The organism is Rhodanobacter sp. FW101-FHT13A11, from assembly GCF_058790335.1.
The window spans coordinates 130,129-150,670 of the sequence record NZ_JBYTCN010000002.1 but is presented as its reverse complement, the minus strand read 5'-3'; the positions used below and the strand labels follow the sequence as shown (position 1 = coordinate 150,670).

At 70.3% G+C, this 20,542-nt stretch carries 18 protein-coding genes; 10 read left to right on the top strand and 8 right to left on the bottom strand.

Going from position 1 to position 20,542, the window contains the following annotated elements:
- Positions 1–2 precede the first annotated feature (2 nt).
- A complete protein-coding gene (locus AC3WRN_RS03245; RefSeq protein ID WP_492621865.1) occupies positions 3–821 on the bottom strand; it encodes a S1/P1 nuclease in 819 nt (272 codons plus the stop codon).
- A 147-nt stretch (positions 822–968) separates the two neighbouring features.
- On the opposite strand from AC3WRN_RS03245, the gene gap reads away from it, so the two are divergent.
- A complete protein-coding gene (gap, locus tag AC3WRN_RS03240; RefSeq protein WP_068097268.1) occupies positions 969–1,970 on the top strand; it encodes a type I glyceraldehyde-3-phosphate dehydrogenase in 1,002 nt (333 codons plus the stop codon).
- A 139-nt stretch (positions 1,971–2,109) separates the two neighbouring features.
- Here the strand turns inward: gap and fdxA are convergent, their stop codons facing one another.
- Positions 2,110–2,433: a ferredoxin FdxA gene (fdxA, locus tag AC3WRN_RS03235; protein ID WP_068097271.1), complete on the bottom strand. Its 324-nt coding sequence runs from the start codon at positions 2,431–2,433 to the stop codon at positions 2,110–2,112.
- A 143-nt stretch (positions 2,434–2,576) separates the two neighbouring features.
- Here fdxA and azu point away from each other — a divergent pair, with 143 nt between their 5' ends.
- Both azu and AC3WRN_RS03225 read left to right on the top strand, forming a co-directional pair.
- On the top strand, positions 2,577–3,023 hold the full coding sequence (gene azu, locus AC3WRN_RS03230) for an azurin (protein WP_068097274.1): 447 nt from the start codon (positions 2,577–2,579) through the stop codon (positions 3,021–3,023).
- A gap of 89 nt (positions 3,024–3,112) precedes the next feature.
- Positions 3,113–3,532, top strand: a complete 420-nt coding sequence (locus AC3WRN_RS03225; RefSeq protein WP_492621864.1) for a group III truncated hemoglobin — start codon at positions 3,113–3,115, stop codon at positions 3,530–3,532.
- An 81-nt stretch (positions 3,533–3,613) separates the two neighbouring features.
- Here AC3WRN_RS03225 and tpx read toward each other — a convergent pair whose 3' ends face one another.
- Positions 3,614–4,114, bottom strand: coding sequence for a thiol peroxidase (gene tpx, locus AC3WRN_RS03220; RefSeq protein ID WP_492621863.1), 501 nt, complete (start codon positions 4,112–4,114; stop codon positions 3,614–3,616).
- Between the two features lie 26 nt (positions 4,115–4,140).
- A complete protein-coding gene (locus tag AC3WRN_RS03215; RefSeq protein WP_492621862.1) occupies positions 4,141–4,578 on the bottom strand; it encodes a CopD family copper resistance protein in 438 nt (145 codons plus the stop codon).
- A 238-nt stretch (positions 4,579–4,816) separates the two neighbouring features.
- On the opposite strand from AC3WRN_RS03215, the gene AC3WRN_RS03210 reads away from it, so the two are divergent.
- From AC3WRN_RS03210 to AC3WRN_RS03180, 7 genes are all read left to right on the top strand, one after another.
- The gene (locus tag AC3WRN_RS03210) at positions 4,817–7,099 is read left to right on the top strand and encodes a nitric-oxide reductase large subunit (protein ID WP_492621861.1); all 2,283 of its coding nucleotides are present in this window, start codon (positions 4,817–4,819) and stop codon (positions 7,097–7,099) included.
- 72 nt (positions 7,100–7,171) lie between these two features.
- Positions 7,172–7,576 (top strand): SirB2 family protein, encoded by a 405-nt coding sequence (locus AC3WRN_RS03205; RefSeq protein WP_492621860.1) that lies wholly within the window; start codon positions 7,172–7,174, stop codon positions 7,574–7,576.
- Positions 7,573–9,528, top strand: coding sequence for a pyridoxal phosphate-dependent decarboxylase family protein (locus AC3WRN_RS03200; RefSeq protein ID WP_492621859.1), 1,956 nt, complete (start codon positions 7,573–7,575; stop codon positions 9,526–9,528). Before AC3WRN_RS03205 ends, AC3WRN_RS03200 begins: the two co-directional genes overlap by 4 nt.
- Before the next feature lie 14 nt (positions 9,529–9,542).
- The gene (locus AC3WRN_RS03195) at positions 9,543–10,661 is read left to right on the top strand and encodes a PLP-dependent cysteine synthase family protein (RefSeq protein WP_492621858.1); all 1,119 of its coding nucleotides are present in this window, start codon (positions 9,543–9,545) and stop codon (positions 10,659–10,661) included.
- Positions 10,658–11,422 (top strand): prephenate dehydrogenase/arogenate dehydrogenase family protein, encoded by a 765-nt coding sequence (locus tag AC3WRN_RS03190; RefSeq protein ID WP_492621857.1) that lies wholly within the window; start codon positions 10,658–10,660, stop codon positions 11,420–11,422. Before AC3WRN_RS03195 ends, AC3WRN_RS03190 begins: the two co-directional genes overlap by 4 nt.
- Positions 11,423–11,592: 170 nt before the next feature.
- The gene (locus tag AC3WRN_RS03185; protein ID WP_492621856.1) at positions 11,593–12,000 is read left to right on the top strand and encodes a DUF2946 domain-containing protein; all 408 of its coding nucleotides are present in this window, start codon (positions 11,593–11,595) and stop codon (positions 11,998–12,000) included.
- Positions 12,001–12,067: 67 nt separating this feature from the next.
- Entirely contained in the window at positions 12,068–14,212 is a 2,145-nt protein-coding gene (locus AC3WRN_RS03180; protein WP_492621855.1) for a TonB-dependent copper receptor, read from the top strand.
- A 61-nt stretch (positions 14,213–14,273) separates the two neighbouring features.
- On the opposite strand, the gene AC3WRN_RS03175 is transcribed toward AC3WRN_RS03180, so the two are convergent.
- From AC3WRN_RS03175 to AC3WRN_RS03160, 4 genes are all read right to left on the bottom strand, one after another.
- Entirely contained in the window at positions 14,274–14,771 is a 498-nt protein-coding gene (locus AC3WRN_RS03175; RefSeq protein WP_492621854.1) for a DnrO protein, read from the bottom strand.
- Between the two features lie 81 nt (positions 14,772–14,852).
- Positions 14,853–18,116, bottom strand: a complete 3,264-nt coding sequence (locus AC3WRN_RS03170; RefSeq protein WP_492621853.1) for an efflux RND transporter permease subunit — start codon at positions 18,114–18,116, stop codon at positions 14,853–14,855.
- Entirely contained in the window at positions 18,113–19,210 is a 1,098-nt protein-coding gene (locus tag AC3WRN_RS03165; protein ID WP_492621852.1) for an efflux RND transporter periplasmic adaptor subunit, read from the bottom strand. Before AC3WRN_RS03165 ends, AC3WRN_RS03170 begins: the two co-directional genes overlap by 4 nt.
- A gap of 35 nt (positions 19,211–19,245) precedes the next feature.
- Positions 19,246–20,535, bottom strand: a complete 1,290-nt coding sequence (locus AC3WRN_RS03160) for an NAD(P)/FAD-dependent oxidoreductase (RefSeq protein WP_492621851.1) — start codon at positions 20,533–20,535, stop codon at positions 19,246–19,248.
- Positions 20,536–20,542 lie beyond the last annotated feature (7 nt).

The window sequence follows — 20,542 nt, the reverse complement described above, 5'->3', positions numbered from 1 at the left end:
CGCTACCGCGTCAGCGCGAGGTTCAGCACTTCGGCCAGCCGCCGCCCGGCTTCGCGCAGACGCTGTTCGGCCAGCGGCAGTTCGGCAACAACATATGCCTGATCGATCTTGTGGCCGTCCGGATAGAAACCCGCCGCGCCGGTGAACCGGCAGGACTCCTCGGCCCATTGCGCGTAGGGGTTGTCCAGCGGCGCGATCGGCGCCGGCAGGCCCACCGGCCCGGCCGCATCGAGCTGGCGCGCGTAGGCCTGCCAATCGAGGCCGCGGGTGTTCAGCAGGCCCGAGTCCCATACCTTGTGCAGGTTGCTGCCCTTGCCGGCGAACTGCACCTGGTACGTGTTGCCGCCCTTGTCGTCGCGGTAGCCGGCATGCAGCGGCTGGTGGATGTCGCCGGCGAAATGCACCACGAACTTCAGCGCCTCGCGCCGCGCCGCGTCGGGCCGGCTGCGGTCGCCCAGCACGTCCGTGTAATGCCGCAGCGCGGCCACCACGCAGCGGTCGTCGCGGCAATCGCGCGGCGGCATATAGTCGCAGTCGCTGCCGCCGCGGAAGTTGACGTAGTGCTGGCTGCGGGTCTGCTGCCACAACGCGGCCTGCGCCGGGTCGTCCTGGATCTGGTCGGCCCAGTTGGCCACGTCGGCCAGTCGCCCGGTGTGCTCCGGCGCCAGCAGCCGCTCGATCTCGGCCTCGGCCGCCGGGCTGAGGTGCCGTTGCGCCAGCTCCGCGACCACGCGGTGGCCGAGCGGCCCCCAGGCCTGCGCCAGCGGCGCGACCGCGAGCATGGCCAGTGCGATGGCGAGGGAACGGCGCAACGGGATCATGGTGTTTTCCGGCGGAAGGATGACCAGAGTCTGCCACAGCGGCCGCCGCGACCGGCCCGCTTTCATTGTAAGATTCGCGGCTGAAACGCGGCGCCGCGGTCGCGGCTGCCCGTTCGCCACCCCATCGCTATCGGAGGACGTTCCCTCATGACCATCAAGGTCGGCATCAACGGCTTCGGCCGCATCGGTCGCAACGTGCTGCGCGCTGCCGTGCAGAACTTCGGCAACGATATCGAGATCGTCGCGATCAACGACCTGCTGGAGCCGGACTACCTGGCCTACATGCTGAAGCACGACTCCGTGCACGGCCGCTTCGAGGGCGACGTGAAGGTCGAGGGCGGCCATCTGGTGGTCAACGGCAAGAAGATCCGCCTGACCCAGGAGCGCGACCCGGCCAACCTGAAGTGGAACGAGGTGAACGCCGACGTGGTGATCGAGTCCACCGGCCTGTTCCTGACCAAGGAGGCGGCGCAGAAGCACATCGATGCCGGCGCGAAGAAGGTGATCCTGTCCGCGCCGTCGAAGGACGACACGCCGATGTTCGTCTACGGCGTCAACGAAGGGAAGTACGCCGGCGAGGCGATCGTCTCCAACGCCAGTTGCACCACCAACTGCCTGGCCCCGGTGGCCAAGGTGCTCAACGATAAGTGGGGCATCAAGCGCGGCCTGATGACTACCGTGCACGCCGCCACCGCCACGCAGAAGACCGTGGACGGCCCGAGCAACAAGGACTGGCGCGGCGGCCGCGGCATTCTGGAGAACATCATCCCCTCGTCCACCGGCGCGGCCAAGGCGGTCGGCGTGGTGATCCCCGAGCTCAACAAGAAGCTCACCGGCATGAGCTTCCGCGTGCCGACCTCGGACGTGTCCGTGGTCGACCTCACCGTCGAGCTGGACAAGCCGGCCAGCTACGCCGAGATCTGCGCGGAGATGAAGGCGCAGAGCGAGGGCGCGCTGAAGGGCATCCTCGGCTACACCGAGGACAAGGTGGTGGCGACCGACTTCCGCGGCGACGCGCGCACCTCGATCTTCGACGCCGAAGCCGGCATCGCGCTGGACAGCACCTTCGTCAAGCTGGTCAGCTGGTACGACAACGAGTGGGGCTACTCGAACAAGTGCCTGGAGATGGTGCGGGTGGTGGCGAAGTAAGCCGCCGAGTCGCATGAAACAAAAAAGCCCGCATCTGCGGGCTTTTTTATGCCTCCTCTCCGTTTTGTGTAGGAGCGCACCCTGTGCGCGAATGCTCTTCGTCACGTGACGGAAAAGCATTCGCGCACAGGGTGCGCTCCTACCGCTTCAGCAGCGGCAGCTTGTCCGGCACGCCGTCCCACTTGTCGGCGTCTTCCATCGACGGGATCTTGCTGGTCAGCACCGGCCATTCCTTCGCCAGCTCGGCGTTGATCGAGAGGAACACTTCCTGCCCGGCCGGCACGTCGAGCTCGGGGAAGATCGCGCCGACCGGGCACTCCTCCACGCACAGCGTGCAGTCGATGCATTCGTCGGGGTCGATCACCAGGAAATTCGGCCCTTCGTGGAAGCAGTCCACCGGGCACACCTCGACGCAGTCGGTGTGCTTGCAGTTGATGCAATTTTCGGTGACGACGTGCGTCATCGTGCCTCCTTCCGGCTTCCGCCAGCGATGGCTAGAGTGTCGATGACAGCAGGTGCCATGGCAATGACCCAGATCAGTGCCCGCCCCGCGCCGCCATCGCAGAATCCACCCGAACTTCACCACCTCCTCCAGGAGCGACACCCATGCGCAAACTGATCGCCATTGCCCTGCTCGGCCTGCTTTCCACTCCGCTGATGGCCGCCGAGTGCTCGACCACCGTCGAAGCCAACGACGCCATGCAGTTCAACACCAAGACCATCACCGTGCCGAAGACCTGCAAGGCCTTCAAGGTGACCCTGAAGCACACCGGCAAGCTGCCGGCCACCGCGATGGGCCACAACTGGGTGCTGGCGCACTCCTCCGACGAGGCCGGCGTGATTTCCGACGGCATGAAGGCCGGTGCGGCGAACAGCTACGAGAAGCCGGGCGATGCGCGCATCCTCGCGCACACCAAGTTGATCGGCGGCGGCGAGTCCGACACGGCCACGATCGACGTGACCAAGCTCAAGGCCGGCGAGCAGTACGCCTATTTCTGCACCTTCCCCGGCCACGCCGCGCTGATGAAGGGCACGCTGAGCCTGGGCAAGTAAGCTTTCGGTAAGGCGGCGCATCCGGCTGTCATGGCCGGATGCGCTTTTTTGTTTCGGCTCCTTGCCATCGCTACGCGCACGGCCCCACCATGTCCCGCATGCAACCGGCAACATCATTCGACGAGGCGGCGATCGCCAGGCTGGTCGACCATTTCTACGAGAAGGTGCGGCGCGATCCGCGGATCGGCCCGATCTTCAACGCGGCGGTGCACGACTGGGACGAACACAAGCGCCTGCTGACCTCGTTCTGGGCCTCGGTGGCGCTGCGCGCGGGCAGCTACCGCGGCAACCCGATGGCCGCGCATCGCCCGCACCCGATCCGCGTCGAGCACTTCGACCACTGGCTCGCGCTGTGGCGCGAGACCTGCGCCGAGGAACTGGACGAGGCCCACGCCGCGCAGATGCTGGAGTACGCCCGGCGCATCGGCGACAGCCTCAAGCTGGGCCTCGGCCTGCACCCGCAGGCACGCCCGTTCGGCGTGCCGATCGTCGGCATCGAGCGGCCGTAGGAGCGCACCCTGTGCGCGAATGCTTTTCCGTCACGTGACGAAGAGCATTCGCGCACAGGGTGCGCTCCTACGCGTGGTCGCTCAGCCCAGCGCTTTCAGCGCCGCATCGTAGTTCGGCTCGTGGCCGATCTCGCCGACCAGCTCGGCGTGCAGCACCTTGTCGTGCCCGTCCAGCACCAGCACCGCGCGCGCCGCCAGTCCGGCCAGCGGGCCGCTGGCGATCGCCACGCCGTAGTCGTCGAGAAACCGGCGGCCGCGCATCAGCGACAGGTTGACCACCTTGTCCAGCCCCTCGGCGCCGCAGAAGCGCGCCTGCGCGAACGGCAGGTCGGCCGAGATGCACAGCACCACGGTATCGGCGAGCTTGCCGGCCACCTGGTTGAAATGGCGTACCGAAGCGGCGCACACGCCGGTGTCGACGCTGGGGAAGATGTTCAGCACCTTGCGCTTGCCGGCATAGGCCGACAGCGACACGTCGGACAGGTCGCTGCCGACCAGCGTGAACGCCGGCGCCGTCGAACCGGCCGCGGGAAACTGGCCGCCGACCTTGATCGGCTGGCCCTTGAACGTGACATGGGACATGGTGCACCTCGTGCGTGGAAGGATGGCTACAAGTAGAGCATGCCCTTGGCCAGGAAGACGATGCCCACCATCAGGCCCAGCACGATGCGATGGGTATGCCGGAACCGGCACAGGTCCATCCTGCCGCGGCGCATCGCCCACATCGCGTTGACGAACACGCCGAGCACGCCGAACGCCAGCAGCACCTTCAGCAGCAGCCAGTTGCCGAAGCGCGAGCCGACGCAGGCGAAGCCGTCGCAGCGGATGTCGAACAGCGCGCCGCCGCTGACGAACAGCAGGATCACCACCACCGGCATGAACCTGCGCACCCGTGCCATCACGGCCTGCTCGATGCGCTGCACGGTGGCCGCGTCGAAATGCCGGTGGAACGATTCCACCACCAGTACCTCGAACGCCACCGCGCCGACGAACACGATGGCGCAGGACAGGTGCAGCAGGACAATCCACGGATACCAGGCAGGCATGGCGAATCCCGAAGTGCGAATGAGAGGCATACAGGCTCCGCCGCGAGCCAGGCCTCCGCCATGACCTGCATCATGGCTTGCCGGATCGTGCGCCGGCAGGCGCGATGCAGGCGGTCCGGCCGGCCGCCGCTGCCTGCGACAATTCGTGCAGCACCTGACGCGGCGCAAACTGACTTGAATCAGGGAGGGCGTCCGGCCCCGCCCCCAGCATGCGCGCATCCTTACAGGGAGATGCGCAATGAGCAGTACCCGAAAACTCTGGCTTGGACTTGCGGCCTTGCTGGTCGCGTCCTTTGCCGTGCTGCTGTGGGTCGGCAGCCTGGTCCACCAGCAGGCCCCGCCCTTGCCGGCGGCGGTGGTCACCAGCGGCGATGAGACGCTGTACACGAAGGGCGACATCGAGCTGGGCCGCGAGGTCTGGCAGAGCATCGGCGGCCAGCAGCTCGGCTCGATCTGGGGCCACGGCGCGCTGCTGGCGCCGGACTGGAGCGCCGACTGGATGCACCGCGAGGCGCTCGCCATGCTGGAGCTGCTGGCGCACGACCGCGGCGCCGCATCGTTCGACTCGCTCGATGCGGAACACCAGGCCGCGCTGAAGGCGCGCGTGCAGGCGGAAATGCGCACCAACACCTACGACCCGGCCACCGACACCATCAAGGTGTCGCCGCTGCGCGCGCAGGCGATGATGGTGGTGGGCGCGCACTACATGAGCCTGTTCAGCAACGACCCGGCCACCGCCAGGCTGCGCAAGGTCTATGCGATGCGCGACAACACCATCGCCGAGCTGGACCATCGCCGCGCGGTCACCGCGTTCTTCTGGTGGGTCAGCTGGGCCACCACCGCGGACCGGCCGGACAGCACCATCAGCTACACGCAGAACTGGCCGTACGATCCGCTGACGGGCAACACCGCCACCCCGGCCAGCTTCATGTGGTCGGTGTTCAGCGTGCTGTTCCTGATCCTCGGCATCGGCCTGCTCGGCTGGCACCATGCGCGCCAGGTGAGCCACGAGCCGCTGCCGCCGATTCCGGCGCGCGACCCGCTCACCGAGCTGAAGCCGACGCCGTCGATGAAGGCCACCGGCAAGTATTTCTGGACCGTGCTGGCGCTGTTCCTGGCGCAGATCCTGCTGGGCGCCACCACCGCGCACTACCAGGTGGAAGGCCAGCAGGCCTACGGCTTCGCGCTGGCCAACTACCTACCGTACAGCCTCACCCGCACCTGGCACACCGAGCTGGCGGTGCTGTGGATCGCCACCGCGTGGCTGGCCACCGGCCTGTACATCGCCCCGCTGATCTCCGGCCATGAGCCGAAGTTCCAGCGGCTCGGGGTGAACTTCCTGTGGGTCTGCCTGCTGGTGATCGTGGTCGGTTCGTTCGCCGGCCAGTGGTTCGCGGTGATGGACAAGATGGGCCTGCAGTACAACTTCTGGTTCGGCCACCAGGGCTGGGAATACACCGACCTCGGCCGCTTCTGGCAGATCTTCCTGTTCATCGGGCTGATGCTGTGGCTGTTCCTGGTCGGCCGCGCGCTGTGGCCGGCGATGCGCGGCGACAAGGAGGGCGCCTCGATCGTGGGCCTGCTGTTCCTCTCCACCGTGGCGATCGGCCTGCTCTACGGCGCCGGCCTGATGTGGGGCGAGCACACCCACATCGCGATGGTCGAGTACTGGCGCTGGTGGGTGGTGCACCTGTGGGTGGAAGGCTTCTTCGAGGTGTTCGCCACCGCGGTGATCAGCTACCTGTTCGTCAAGCTGGGCCTGCTGCGCGTGGGCACCGCCACCACCAACGTGCTGTTCGCCACCATCGTGTTCATGGCCGGCGGCGTGCTGGGCACCCTGCACCACCTGTACTTCAGCGGCACCACCACGGCCGTGATCGCGCTGGGCGCCAGCTTCTCGGCGCTGGAAGTGGTGCCGCTGGCGATGATCGGGCTGGAAGCCTACGACACCTGGAAGAAGCAGCACGCCGCGCCGTGGATGGCGCGCTACCGCTGGCCGATCATGTTCTTCGTGGCGGTGAGCTTCTGGAACCTGGTGGGCGCAGGCCTGTTCGGCTTCCTCGTCAACACGCCGATCGCGCTGTACTACATGCAGGGCCTCAACCTCACCGCCACGCACGCCCATACCGCGCTGTTCGGCGTATACGGCATGCTCGGCCTGGGCCTGATGCTGTTCTGCCTGCGCGGCATCAAGCCGGAGGCGCAGTGGCGCGAGGGCTGGCTGCGCGGCTCGTTCTGGTGCCTCAACATCGGCCTGTCGATGATGGCCGCGCTGACCCTGCTGCCGCTGGGCATCCTGCAGCTGAAGGCGGTGCTGGAACACGGCTACTGGTTCGCCCGCTCGGCCGAGTTCATGGATCGCCCGCTGATCCACCTGCTGGTGTGGATGCGCGTGCCGGGCGACACCCTGTTCGCCGTCGGCGCCGTGCTGATCGCGGTGTTCGCCGCCGCGCTGTGGCTGGCGCCGAAGCGCCGGCCGGCCCCGGCGGCGTTGCCGCAGGCGGCCCGCGACAACGCGTGACGCAAATCAGGGCGCGCCGCGAGGCGCGCCCTGATGCTTGTCCCATTCCCCATTCCCGCGCCCGAATCCCCGATGCTCGAGTTCTATCCGCAGATCAAATGGGTGCACATCGCCTGCGTGCTGGCCAGCGGCCTGCTGTTCGCCTTGCGCGGCCTGCTGGTGCAGGGCGGCCACGCCGGCGCCGCGCAGTGGGAGCCGGTGCGCTGGCTCAGCTACGCCATCGACACCACCCTGCTCACCGCCGCGCTGATGCTGGTGAGCATCCTGCCGCACGCGCTGTACGCCAACGGCTGGCTCGCCACCAAGCTGGTGCTGCTGGTGGCCTACGTGGTGCTGGGCACGCTGGCGCTGAAGCGGGCGCGCACGCCGCGCATGCGGCGGATCTTCTACGTGGCCGCGCTGGCCACCTACGTCTACATGCTCGGGGTGGCACGCATGCATCATCCGCTGGGCTGGCTGCACGGATGGCCGGTGTGAGCGCGGCACGACCCTTTCCCACGGAAGAACCGCGCGACCACGCGCTGGATGCCTGCTTCCTCGGCCCCTACGGCGAGAACGACACGCTGCTGGAAAAACTGCTGGTGGAGTTCCTGCGCGACCACGTCTACTGGCGGCGCAACTTCCACCCCGAGGATCCGCCGGCGATCGCCACCGCCGCCGCCCATCACCCGGACTACCTCGCCTTCGAATCGCGCATGCGCCGCGAGCTGCACCAGCTCTCCGCCGCGCTGAAGAGGTCGGTGCCGTTCCACAGCCCGCGCTACATCGGCCACATGGCCTCCGACCTGCTGCTGCCGGGGCTGGCCGCGCAGATGCTCACGTTGCCGTACAACCCCAACAACGTCAGCGAGGATGCCGCCCCGGTCACCGTGGACCTGGAGGTGCAGGTGGGCCTGCAGCTGGCGCGCATGCTCGGCTACCCGCACGATCCCGCGCAGCCGGCCTGCGCGTTCGGCCACCTCACCTCCGGCGGCACCCTGGCGAACTACCAGGCATTGCGGCTGGCGCTGGCGCTGAAGGCGTTCCCGGTGGCGCTGCGCGCGGCCGGCGTGCCGGAGCTGCCGCTGCCGGCGGACGCCTGGGCCGCCTTCAATCTTTCCACCGCCGACGGCATCGCGCTGCTGGAGGCGTGGCAGCGCTGGCTGGCCGCGCAGACGCCGGCACAACGCGCGCACTGGCTGCAGCGGGTGGAGCGCGAGCGCATCGAGCAGCGCGGCCTGGCCGGCTTCTTCGCCGCGCATCCGCAGCTGCGCGTGCCGCTGGTGCTGGCTCCGGTCACCGCGCATTACTCCTGGAGCAAGGGGCTGAAGCTGCTCGGCCTCGGCCGCGACCAGCTGGAGCTGCTGTCCACCGACGGCATGCGGCTGGACCCCGCCGCGTTGCACGACACGCTGGAACGCTGCGCACGCGAGCGTCAACCCGTGCTGATGTGCGTGGCCGTGCTCGGCGGCACCGAGTACGGCACCATCGACCCGCTCGACGCGGTGCTGGCCGCGCGGCATGCATCGCGCCGGCGCGGGCTGGATTTCGCCGTGCACGTGGACGCCGCCTGGGGCGGCTACCTGGCCACGCTGTTCCGCCACGAGGACGGCTCGCTGCGCGCGCGCGACGAAGTGGCCGCCGACTACACGCAGTTCCCCACGCCCGCGGTGCATGCCGCGTTCGCCGCGCTGGGCGACACCGACTCGGTCACCGTCGACCCGCACAAGCTCGGCTACCTGCCCTACGGCAGCGGCGCCTTCATCTGCCGCGACCACCGCGCGATGGCGCTGCTGGCCGAACGCGCCGACTACGTGTTCCATGCCGCCACGCCCGCCGGCTACCTGGCGCGCTACCGCAGCCTAGGCCAGTTCATCCCGGAGGGCTCGAAATCCGGCGCGGCGGCTGCCGCGGTCTACGTGACGCACAAGGTGCTGCCGCTGGACCACGCCCACTTCGGCCGGCTGCCGCGCGCCACCGTGCGTGCGGCCGAGGCGTTCCACGCCCGCGCGCAACGCTTCGCGCTGGAGCTGGCCGACTGCGTGCACGCGCTGGTGCCGTTCGCGCCGGACAGCAACCTGGTCTGCCTGGCGCTCAACCCGCCCGGCAACGCCTCGGTGGCGACGGCGAACGCATTCGTGCGCGCCCTGCACGACGAGCTGCGCTGCGACCCGCAGCAGCCGCTGCAGACCAGGGAGTTCTTCGGCTCGGTGACCAGCCTGCGCCCGGAGATGCTCGGCGCGGCGCAGACGGCGCGTATCCTCGGTGCGCTGGGCCTCGACCCGGCCAGCTTCGTTCCCGGCGACGACCGCCTGCTGATCCTGCGCCACACGCTGATGAACCCCTACCTGATCGATCGCGAAAACGGCATCAGCTACATCGACCGCTACTTCGACTTCCTCGGCCGGCGCGTGCGCGCCCTGCGCGACGCCGCCGGCTCCCGCCCATGATCACGGAGCCTGCGATGGACACCGTCCTGCGACTGGTCAATCCGCAACGCGAGGCCGACCGGCGCTGGGTGCACACCGCGCTGGCGAAGCTGGCGCAGGAAGCGGCGCGCTCGGCCGACACCCACCTGCTGAAGCTGAACTTCCCCGGCTTCCACGGCATCGACTTCTACTTCAAGGACGAGGCCGCGCACCCCAGCGGCAGCCTGAAGCACCGCCTGGCGCGCTCGCTGTTCCTCTACGCGCTGTGCAACGGCCGGCTGCGCGGCGGGCAGACCGTGGTGGATGCCTCCTCCGGCAGCACGGCGATCTCCGAGGCGTGGTTCGCGCGCCTGCTGGGCCTGCCGTTCATCGCGGTGATGCCGGCCTGCACCGCGCCGGGCAAGATCCGCGACGTGCAGGCGCTGGGCGGCGAGTGCGACCTGGTCGAGGATCCCGCCCAGGTGCATGCGCGCGCCGCCGAGCACGCCGCGCGCGGCGCCTGCCACCTGGACCAGTTCGGCCTGGCCGAGCGCGCCACCGACTGGCGCGGCAACAACAACATCGCCGAGTCGATCATCGGCCAGCTCGCCCTCGAGGCCGAGCCCGAGCCGGCCTGGATCGTCTGCGGCGCCGGCACCGGCGGCACCTCGGCCACCATCGGCCGCTACCTGCGTTACCGCCGGCTGTACACGCAGCTGTGCGTGGCCGAACCGGCCGGCAGCGGCTTCGTGCACGGCTGGCTCACGCGCGACCCCCAGGCACGGGCCAGCCAGCCCACCCTGATCGAGGGCATCGGCCGGCCGCGGGTGGAGCCGGGCTTCCTGTTCGACGTGGTCGACCGCGTGATCGAGGTGCCCGACGCCGCCTCGATCGCCGCCGCCTGGCTGCTGGAGGAACTCATCGGCCACCGCTACGGCGGCTCGTCCGGCACCAACCTGGTCGCCTGCCTGCAGCTGGCCGCCTCGATGCGCGCCCGCGGCGAGCGCGGCAGCATCATCAGCCTGCTGTGCGATCGCGGCGAGCGCTACGCGCAGACGCTGTTCGATCCGTCGTGGCTGGCCGCCCGCGGCATCGACCTGGCGCCATGGAGCGCCGCGCTGCGCGACAGCGTGACCAGCGGCTGCCCGCCGATGGCGGCCGGCGCCGTGCCGTGACCTTCGCCATCCTCGGCTACGGCCGCTTCGGACAGGCCTTCGCCGGCTTGCTGCAACAGGCGGGATACCGGGTACGCGCCTTCGACCCGCAGGCAAAGGTACCCATCGACCTCGCCGCGCCCTCGGCCGCGGCGGCGATCGACGGCGCGGCGTGGGTGGTGCTGGCGATGCCGGTGCCGCACCTGCGTACGGCCCTGCTCGCGCTGCGCCCGCAGTTGCACGCCGGGCAGACCGTGCTCGACGTGGGCAGCGTGAAGATGCGTCCCTGCGCGACGATGGACGAACTGCTCGGCGCGGCGATCCCGCACGCCGGCACGCATCCGCTGTTCGGCCCGCTCAGCCTGGCCCGCGGCGAGCCGCTGCGCACGGTGGTCTGCCCCGCCGCGGATCATCCGCAGGCCGCCGCCCGCGCCGGCGCGCTGTTCCGCGCACTCGGCTGCGAGGTGATCGAACAGGATCCGGAAAGCCACGACCGCGCCATGGCGATGACCCACGCGCTGGCGTTCTTCATCGCCAAGGGCCTGGTCGACCTCGGCGTGGACGACGGCATGCCGGTGGCGCCGCCCTCGTTCCAGGGCATGAAGCACATGCTGGCCGCGGTGCGCGGCGACGCCGGCCACCTGTTCGCCGCGATCCAGCGCGAAAACCCGTTCGCCGCCGAGGCACGCGCGCAGCTGCTGGCCGAACTCGAACGGGTGCACCGGCAACTGCTGGCCGACGCGGACGGCGACAGCCTGGCGATCCCTGCTCCGCCGGCATGAGCTTCCACGGGCCGCGCGACTTCCTCGCGCAGCCCGTAGCGGCGGTGCCGCGGGGCCGCATGGACGAGGCTCGCAACGCCTGCTGCGGCGCCGTGCCACAACGCTTTCCGCGCCGCGACATGGCAGCATGAACCTGCCGAAAGTTCCTCGTCAGGCTGTCGGGAAAGCCCTTGCGCCGCACGCGTGAAATCCGCATCTTTTTTGCCTGGCTGGCCTGGTTCGCCCTCGGCCTGACCATCGTTGCGCCGGTGGTTTCCCGCACCCTGGCAAGCGTCACCGCAAGCGCTGCGCACGGCGCGCACCACGCCATGGACATGTCGGCGCAGATGACCGCCGGGCACGCCGACACGCACCGGCACGACAACGCGCGCGGCGACCACGACGGCATGCTGATGGAGCCGTGCGGCTACTGCAGCCTGCTCGGCCACAGTCCGCTGCTGATCGTCATCGCGTGGCTGCCCGGCCTGCTGCCGCGCGCCACGCCGCGCCAACCGGTGCCGACCGCACCCCAACGCAGTCCCGAACGTTCCACGCTGACCGCCGTACCGCGCGGCCCGCCTGCATTCCTGCCCGGCTGATCTGCACCGACCCGCGGCCGGGGCGCACTTCCGCGCCCGCCGCCCTGCCAGAACAACGAGGAATGCCATGTCTGCCCGTATCTTTTGCGAGCGCGCCCGTGCGGCTGCGCCGTCGTCAGCGCACGCCACCGCCGCGCCCCTTCCCGTCCGCCGCGCCCTGCCGCGGACGATCGGACTTGCCCTGCTGCTGGGTCCGCCGCTGGCCGCGGCGGCCGCCGAACCGCCCGTCCAGGTGTTCGCGCCCATCGTGGTTACCGCGGTGATGCAGGACAGCCCGCTCACCGTGATCACCGATCCGAAGGCACCGCGCCAACCCGTGCCGGCCAGCGACGGCGCGGATTTCCTGAAAACCATCCCCGGCTTCGCCGTCATCCGCAAGGGCGGCAGCAACGGCGATCCGGTATTGCGCGGCATGACCGGTTCGCGCCTGAACATCCTGATCGACGGCGGCCAGATCGGTGGCGGCTGTCCATCGCGGATGGACCCGCCCACCGCCTACATCTCGCCGCAGCTGTACGACCGCGTCACCGTGATCAAGGGGCCGGAAACCGTCCAGTACGGCCCCGGCAATTCGGCTGGCACCGTGCTGTTCGAGCGCGATTTCAAGCGCTATACGCAACCGGGCCATGCATTCGAGGGCAGCCTGCTCGGCGGATCGAACGGCCGCAACGACCAGATGGTCGACCTGCGCGCCGGCACGCCGGACGTCTACATGGGCATCAGCGCCAACCACACCCATGCACAGGACTACGAGGACGGCGACGGCCACCGCGTGCATTCCTACTACGACCGCTGGAACGCCGACCTGACCCTGGGCTGGACGCCGGACGACGACACCCGCCTCGAGCTGACCGCCGGCAGGGGCGACGGCAAGGCCGCCTACGCTTTCAGCAGCATGGACGGCGTGCAGTTCCTGCGCGAGAGCGCGGGGCTGAAGTTCGAGCAGCGCTACGCCGACAGCGCGCTGGAAAAGCTGGAGGCGCAGGTCTACTACAACTACGCCGACCACGTGATGGACAACTACACCCTGCGCCAGCCGGACCCCAGCGGCATGATGCCGATGGCGATGGCCAGCGACGTGGCACGCGCCACCGTCGGCGGTCGCCTCGCCGCCAGCTTCCGGTGGGGCGAGTCGCTGGAGCTGGTGGCCGGCGCCGACGGTTCGGCCAACACCCACAACGCGCGCATGGGAGGACCTGCCGGCGGGATGCTGCCGGACTATCGCAACCAGCCGCGCCTGCGCGATGCGCGCATCGGCACGCTCGGCGCCTTCGGCGAACTGCGGTGGGCGCTGGCCGAGCGCGACCGGCTGGTCAGCGGTGCGCGCCTCGATCGTGCGCACGCGCGCGGCTACCGCCTGACCGCACCCGCCACCGGCATGGGCGGCATGGGCGGCATGGGCGGCGCAGCGAAGCTCGCGGCGAGCCGCTCGTCCACCCTGCCCGCCGGCTTCGTGCGCTACGAGCACGACCTGGCCGCGGCACCGGCCACGTTCTACGCCGGCCTCGGCCACGTCGAGCGCTTCCCCGACTACTGGGAACTGTTCGGCCAGCATGTCGACAAGAGCGTCGCCGCATTCCGCCGACTGGATCCGGAGCGCACCACCCAGCTCGACGTCGGCCTGCAGTACAGCGACGACCAGCGGCTGAAGGCCTGGGTGTCCGGCTACATTGGCGTGGTCGACGACTTCATCCTGCTCGACTATGGCCGCGGCATGATGGGCAGGAGCCAGGCGCGCAATGTCCGGGCGCGCATCGCCGGCACCGAGGCCGGCCTGGTCTATGCGTTCGACCGCCACTGGAAGGGCGACGCCACGCTGGCCTGGGCCTGGGGCGAAAACCGCAGCGACCACCGTCCGCTGCCGCAGATGCCGCCGCTGGAGGCCCGCCTCGGCCTCACCTACGACAGCGGCATCTGGTCGGTGGGCGCGCTGTGGCGGGTGGCCTCGGCGCAGCATCGGGTGGCGCCGGGCAGCGGCAATATCGTCGGCCAGGATCTCGGCCCCGGCGCCGGCTTCAGGGTGTTCTCGCTGAATGCGGGCTACCGCCTCAGCCGCACGCTCACGCTGAGCGCGGGCGTGGACAACCTGCTCGACAAGACCTACGCCGAGCACGTCAACGCGGCGAACGCGGGCCTGGTCGGCTACGTCAACACGCTGCGGGTGAATGAGCCGGGCCGCACCGGCTGGCTGAAGCTGGACGTGAAACTCTGACGGTGCCGCGGCAGGCATCCCGGACGGCCCGCCTCGCGCGCGCCGTCCGGGATGGGTCGCCTCACGGCTCGTCGTGCATCGCGTGCTCGACCGGTGCCGGCTTGTCCCAGCCCGGGTCGTTGAAGTACTGCGGATAGTGCGCGATCGCCGCGCGCATGTCGGCCACCGCCGAGACCTTCTTCGGATCGGCCTTCAGCGCCTGCGCCGCGCTCAGCAGCGGGACCAGGATGCCGTGCAGCGCGGCATCGGGCTCGGCTGACAGCTTGCAGTTGGCGAACATGTAGGTCACCGCCTGTTCGACCTCGCTGGCGCGGTCCACCGCCATCGGCGCGCTCATGTGGCCCATCTCGTAGTGGGCGAGCTGGTCCACCGCCGCGTGCGCGCGGCGCATGCCCTCGGCCAGCGGCGCGTCGGGCGTCCAGCGCTGCGCCGGCAGCGGTGCGGCGGCCGCGGCGGCATGCGCCGCATGGCTTTCGTGGTCGTGCTGGGGGGAAGCCTGCACGGCCGTGGCCAGGCCCAGGCTGCACGCCAGCGCAAGTACGGCATGGAACGGTTTCATGCGAAATACTCCGGCAAGCGGCATGGTGGCCGCGGGTGCGAAAAGGCTAGCGCGACGCGCCGCGGCCCCGGCTGACCCACGTCAACCCGCCGCCACCGCCGCCGGCGCCTGCGACAAACGGCCATCCGGCCCGACCCGGCGCTGCAGCCACGCGTAGTACAGCAGCGGGATCACCAGCAGGGTCAGCGCAGTCGAGACCAGGATGCCGAAGATCAGCGACACCGCCAGGCCCTGGAAGATCGGGTCGTCGATGATGAAGAAGCCGCCGATCATCGCCGCCAGGCCGGTCAGCACGATCGGCTTGGCGCGCACCGCCGCCGCGTCGATCACCGCCTCGCGCAGCGGCTGCCCGGCCGCCAGCGCGTGGTTGATGAAGTCGATCAGCAGGATCGAGTTGCGCACGATGATGCCGGCCAGCGCGATCATGCCGATCATCGAGGTGGCGGTGTACTGCGCGCCCACCAGCGCATGCCCGGGCATCACGCCGATCACGGTCAGCGGGATCGGCGCCATGATGATCAGCGGCACCACGTAGCTCCTGAACTGGCCGACCACCAGCAGGTAGATCAGCAGCAGGCCCGCCGAATAGGCCAGGCCCATGTCGCGGAAGGTCTCGTAGGTGATCTGCCACTCGCCGTCCCACTTCACCGAGGCATCGGTGGTGTCGCCCGGCTGGGCGATGAAGTGCTGCTGCAGCAGCTGTCCCGCCACCTTGTCGTGGCCGAGCTTGCCGACCAGCGAGAACATGCCGTACAGCGGGCTGTCGGTGGCGCCGGCGTCGTCGCCGGTGACGGTGGCATAGGGCAGCAGGTCCTTGTGCCAGATCGCCTGCTCGCGCTGCGCCGGCTGCACCGCGACCACCTCGGACAGCGGCACCAGCGCGCCGCCCCGCGCCCGCACGCGCAGGGCCAGCAGCTGGCTCATCGCCGCCTGGTCGCCCGCGCCAAGGCGCAGGCGGATCGGCACCGCGTACTTGGCATGGCCGTCCAGCAGGTAGCTGGCGTCGTCGCCGGACAGGGCGGTGCGCAGCGCCTGCGCGATGGCGGCCTGGTCCAGCCCCAGCCGCGCCGCGCGGGCGCGGTCGACCACCAGCACGTCGCGCGGCGCCTGCGCCTCCACGCTGGTGTCGACGTCGACGATGTCCGGGTTGGCCTTGAAATCCCGCTCCAACCCCAGCGCGACCTTGCGCACGGTGGCGTAGTCCGGGCCGTAGACCTCGGCCACGATCGGCGCCAGCACCGGCGGCCCGGGCGGCACCTCGACCACCTTCACCGAAGCGCCGTAGCGCGCGCCGATCTTCGCCAGCGCCGGGCGCACGGCCAGCGCGATGGCATGGCTCTGGCGCTGGCGCTCGTGCTTGTCGACCAGGCTCACCTGCAGGTCGCCCACGATCGGGCCGCTGCGCAGGTAGTACTGGCGCACCAGCCCGTTGAAGGTGATCGGCGCGGCGGTGCCCGCGTAGCCCTGCCAGTCCTTCACCTCGGGCACCTCCGCCACCGCCTGCGCCAGCTCGCCGAGCAGGCGGTTGGTGCGCTCCAGCGTGCTGCCCTCGGGCATATCCACCACCACCTGGAACTCGGACTTGTTGTCGAACGGCAGCATCTTCAGCACCACCGCCTTGACCACCACCAGCCCCACCGCCGCCAGCACCAGCAGGCCCATCGCGGCGAACAGCCGGCGGCGGCGGCGCGGCGCGCGGTCGCCGTGCAGGAACGGCGTCATCACCCGCTGGAACAGCCGCGGCAGCCAGCCGCCGGCCGACTCGTGCGCAGCGGCCGTGGCGGCTTCGCCGGCAGGGTGGCCGTGGCCGAGCAGCCGCAGCGCCAGCCATGGCGTGACCACCAGCGCCACCGCCAGCGACAGCAGCATGCCGGCCGAGGCGTTGATCGGGATCGGCCGCATGTACGGCCCCATCAGGCCGGACACGAACGCCATCGGCAGCAGCGCGGCGATCACCGTGAAGGTGGCCAGGATGGTCGGCCCGCCGACCTCGCCGACGGCCTCGGGGATCGCCTCGCGCAACGTGCGCCCGCCCAGCGCCATGTGCCGGTGGATGTTCTCCACCACCACGATGGCGTCGTCGACCAGGATGCCGATCGAGAAGATCAGCGCGAACAGCGAGACGCGGTTGATGGTGAAGCCCATCGCCCACGAGGCGAACAGGGTCAGCGCCAGGGTGACGATCACCGCGCTGCCGACCACCACCGCCGCGCGCCAGCTCAACGCCAGCAGCACCAGCAGCACCACCGACAGGGTGGCGAAGATCAGCTTGTGGATCAGCTTGTCCGCCTTGTCGGTGGCGGTCTGGCCGTAGTCGCGGGTGACCGCCACGTGCACGCCGGCGGGAATCGCCACGCCCTGCAGCGCGTCCAGCCGCCGGCGGATCGCGCCGGTGATGTCGGCCGCGTTGGTGCCCGGCTTCTTCGCCACCGCGATGGTCACCGCCGGCGCGTTGCCGGTGGCCGGGCCGGCCTTGCCCGCGGGCGCGCCGAACCAGGCGTAGCTGTCGGGCAGGTCGGCGCCCTGGCGGATCGTGGCCACGTCGGAGAGGAACACCGGCTGGCCGTTCTTCAGGCCGATCACCAGCTGCGACACCTCCGCCGCGTCGGCGAGGAAGCGCCCGGCGGTCACCGGCACGTCGCGCTCGCCGCCCACGCGGTCGCCGGCCTGGCTCACCGCGTTGGCCGCCTTCAGGGCGTTCGACAGATCGCCCGGCGTCATGCCATAGGCGGCCAGCTTCGCCGCATCCAGCTCCACCACCACCGCGCGCGCGGGCGCGCCGATGGTGTAGACGTCGCGCGTGCCGGGCACGCGCTTCAGTTCGGTTTCCAGCGTGTGCGCCACCTCGGCCAGCTGCACCGGCCCCTGCGCGGGCAGGTCGCTCCACAGGGTCAGCGCCATCACCGGCACGTCGTCGATGCCCATCGGCCGCACCAGCGGCGGGCCCACGCCGAGGCCCGGCGGCACGAAGCCCTGGTTCTGGAACACCTGGTTGTACAGCCGCACGATCGCCGCCTGCCGCGGCACGCCGACCTGGAACTCCACCGTCATCACCGCCATGCCGGGCCGGCTCACCGAATAGACGTGCTTGACGCCCTCGATCTCCGCCAGCTTCTGCTCCAGCGGAAACGCCACCAGGTTCTCGACGTCGCGCACGTCGGCGCCGGGGAACGGCACCATCACGTTGGCCATGGTCACGTCGATCTGCGGCTCTTCCTCGCGCGGCGTGATCATCACCGCGACCAGGCCCAGCAGCAGCGCCGCGATCGCCAGGATCGGGGTCAGCGGCGAGTCCTGGAATGCGCGGGCGATGCGGCCGGAGAAGCCGAGCCGTGGCCCGCTCATGGCGTGGCCCCGCGCCGCTGCCCGGCCAGCCAGCGCGCCGCGGCGGCCGGGTCGGCGGCGATGCGTTCGCCGTCGTCGAGTCCGGCCAGCACCTCGATCCGGTCGCCGTGGCGATGGCCCAGGCGCAACTGGCGCAGCGCCACGCCATGCTCGCCCAGCACGTACACGCCGACCAGCTCGCCGCGCTGCACCAGCGCGTCGAGCGGCAGCAGCAGGCGCTTCGCCTCGCCGCTGGCGAACGCCACCTTCACCGTCATGCCCGGGTACAGGCCGGTGTCGCCGCCGGGCAATTCCAGTCGCACGCCGAAGCTGTGCGTCTGCGGATCGGCATACGGGAACACGGTGACCTTGGCGGCCGCCACGCGGCGGCCGTCGTCGAGCACCACCTCGGCGGCGTGGTAGCGGCGGATCGCGGCGAGCGCGCTTTGCGGCACCTGCACGCTGACCCGCAGGTCCTGCAGCGACGCCAGCGCGATCAGCTGCTGCGGCGTCGGCGGCCCCGCCTGCACCGCCTCGCCCACCTGCACGAAGCGGCGGGTGACGATGCCGTCGTACGGTGCGCGCAGCACGGTGTAGTCGAGCTGCTGGCCGATCTGGCTGGACTGCGCCCGCGCCGACTGCAGCGCCGCCTGCGCCGCGTCGCGGCGGGCGCGCTCCGCATCGAGCTGTGCCTTGGCGACGAAGCCCTGCGGGTAGATCGCGGCGAGCCGCTGGTAGGAGGCGGCCGCCTCCGTGTAGGTCGCCTGCGCCGCGGCGATCTGCGCCTGGGCGGCGCTGCGCGCGGACCTCTGCTCGACGTCGCTGAAGCGCACCAGCACGTCGCCCTTGTGCACGGCGTCGTTGACGTCGTAGGGCAGCGCGGTCACCCGCGCGTTGGTCTGCGCCGAGATCACCGCCTCGTGCACCGCCTCCACCACGCCGTCCCAGGCCTGCTCGTCGTGCGCCGGCTCGGCATGCACGGCCAGCGCGGCCAGCGGCGGCGGCGTGGCCGCCGCGGGCGGCGGCGCCGTGCGCCCGCAGGCCGCGAGCGCGGCCACGGCAAGCGCAGTGGTGGCAAGGCGCATGGCGCGCCCGATGGCGTATCGGCGATGCATGTTTTCTTTCCGTCGTCGGGGGGCGGCTGGCGTGCTCATTCGTCGCCCGTGCCGGGCCGGATGCGCGCGATGCCCAGGGCCTTCATCACGTATTTTTCGTAGACCGGCGTGGTGTTGCCGGTGCGGATCTTGCGCATGAAATATTTCTCGAACGCCACCTTGGCCAGGTGCACCCATTTGCCCTCGCGCGCCCAGGTCACGTTGCGCGGCGGGATCTGCGGCAGCGCCACGAAGGCGGCGCCGCTGTCGCCCATGTCGGCCAGGCACACCGCGTTCCAGGTCGCCTCGGCGGTGGCCGGCCGGCCCTCGATGTCGGCCTTGATGTTCGCGGCCAGCGTGCTGACCATCGACTCGATCATGAAGCCGGTCTTGGGCGCGCCGGCGGGCACCGGCGTGGCTTCCACCGGGGGAATCGCCACGCACACCCCGGCGGCGAACACGTTGCGGAAGGCGGGGTTGCGCTGGTGCCGGTCGATCAGCACGAAGCCGCGCGAATTGACCAGGCCCTCGACGCCGCGCACGGCGGCGACGCCGGTGAAGGCGGGAATCACCATCGAATACCGGAACGGCAGCGCATGCCGTTCCAGCGGCTGGCCATGCGCGTCGAGTTCGGTGGCGTGCAGGGTGGCGTCCTCGACCTTGTCGATCCGCGCGTTGCAGATCCACTTGATGTGGCGCTGGCGCAGTTGGCGCTCCAGCAGGCCCTTGGAATCGCCGATGCCGCCCAGCCCCATGTGGCCGATATACGGCTCGCTGGTGACGAAGGTCATCGGCACGCGGTCGCGCAACTGGCGCCGGCGCAGGTCGGTATCGAGGATCAGGGCGAATTCATAGGCCGGGCCGAAGCAGCTGGCGCCCTGCGCCGCGCCCACCACCACCGGTCCGGGATTCTTCAGGAACTCCTGGTAGGCCTGCCACGCGGTGGTGGCATGCGGCGTGGTGCAGACCGACTGGGTATGGCCGCCGAGCGGCCCCAACCCCGGGATCTCGTCGAACGCCAGCCGCGGGCCGGTGGTGACGACCAGGTAGTCGTAGGCCAGCTCGCGGCCATCCGCCAGCGTCACGCGGTTCTCCGCCGGGCGCACCGCGCTGGCCGGCGAATCGATGAACTCGATGTCGTGCCGGGCCAGCGCGGCGGCCACCGGCACCTGCACGTCGGCCGGCTGGCGCCAGCCGATGCCGACCCACGGGTTGGACGGCGTGAACGAGAACTGTCCGCCCTCGCCCACCACCGCCACCCGGTGCGCCGCGCCGAGGGCGGCCTTGATCTCGTAGGCGGCGCTCATGCCGCCGATGCCTGCGCCAAGAATGATGATCTGCGACATGACATGG

Bases quoted from the DNA above. Each gene is read 5' to 3' on its own strand.
- fdxA (WP_068097271.1), bottom strand. From the start codon at position 2,433: ATGACGCACGTCGTCACCGAAAATTGCATCAACTGCAAGCACACCGAC.
- AC3WRN_RS03195 (WP_492621858.1), top strand. From the start codon at position 9,543: ATGGACACCGTCCTGCGACTGGTCAATCCGCAACGCGAGGCCGACCGG.
- AC3WRN_RS03245 (WP_492621865.1), bottom strand. From the start codon at position 821: ATGATCCCGTTGCGCCGTTCCCTCGCCATCGCACTGGCCATGCTCGCG.
- AC3WRN_RS03170 (WP_492621853.1), bottom strand. From the start codon at position 18,116: ATGAGCGGGCCACGGCTCGGCTTCTCCGGCCGCATCGCCCGCGCATTC.
- AC3WRN_RS03180 (WP_492621855.1), top strand. From the start codon at position 12,068: ATGTCTGCCCGTATCTTTTGCGAGCGCGCCCGTGCGGCTGCGCCGTCG.
- AC3WRN_RS03215 (WP_492621862.1), bottom strand. From the start codon at position 4,578: ATGCCTGCCTGGTATCCGTGGATTGTCCTGCTGCACCTGTCCTGCGCC.
- AC3WRN_RS03160 (WP_492621851.1), bottom strand. From the start codon at position 20,535: ATGTCGCAGATCATCATTCTTGGCGCAGGCATCGGCGGCATGAGCGCC.
- AC3WRN_RS03205 (WP_492621860.1), top strand. From the start codon at position 7,172: ATGCTCGAGTTCTATCCGCAGATCAAATGGGTGCACATCGCCTGCGTG.
- AC3WRN_RS03225 (WP_492621864.1), top strand. From the start codon at position 3,113: ATGTCCCGCATGCAACCGGCAACATCATTCGACGAGGCGGCGATCGCC.
- AC3WRN_RS03210 (WP_492621861.1), top strand. From the start codon at position 4,817: ATGAGCAGTACCCGAAAACTCTGGCTTGGACTTGCGGCCTTGCTGGTC.
- azu (WP_068097274.1), top strand. From the start codon at position 2,577: ATGCGCAAACTGATCGCCATTGCCCTGCTCGGCCTGCTTTCCACTCCG.
- gap (WP_068097268.1), top strand. From the start codon at position 969: ATGACCATCAAGGTCGGCATCAACGGCTTCGGCCGCATCGGTCGCAAC.
- AC3WRN_RS03165 (WP_492621852.1), bottom strand. From the start codon at position 19,210: ATGCATCGCCGATACGCCATCGGGCGCGCCATGCGCCTTGCCACCACT.
- tpx (WP_492621863.1), bottom strand. From the start codon at position 4,114: ATGTCCCATGTCACGTTCAAGGGCCAGCCGATCAAGGTCGGCGGCCAG.
- AC3WRN_RS03175 (WP_492621854.1), bottom strand. From the start codon at position 14,771: ATGAAACCGTTCCATGCCGTACTTGCGCTGGCGTGCAGCCTGGGCCTG.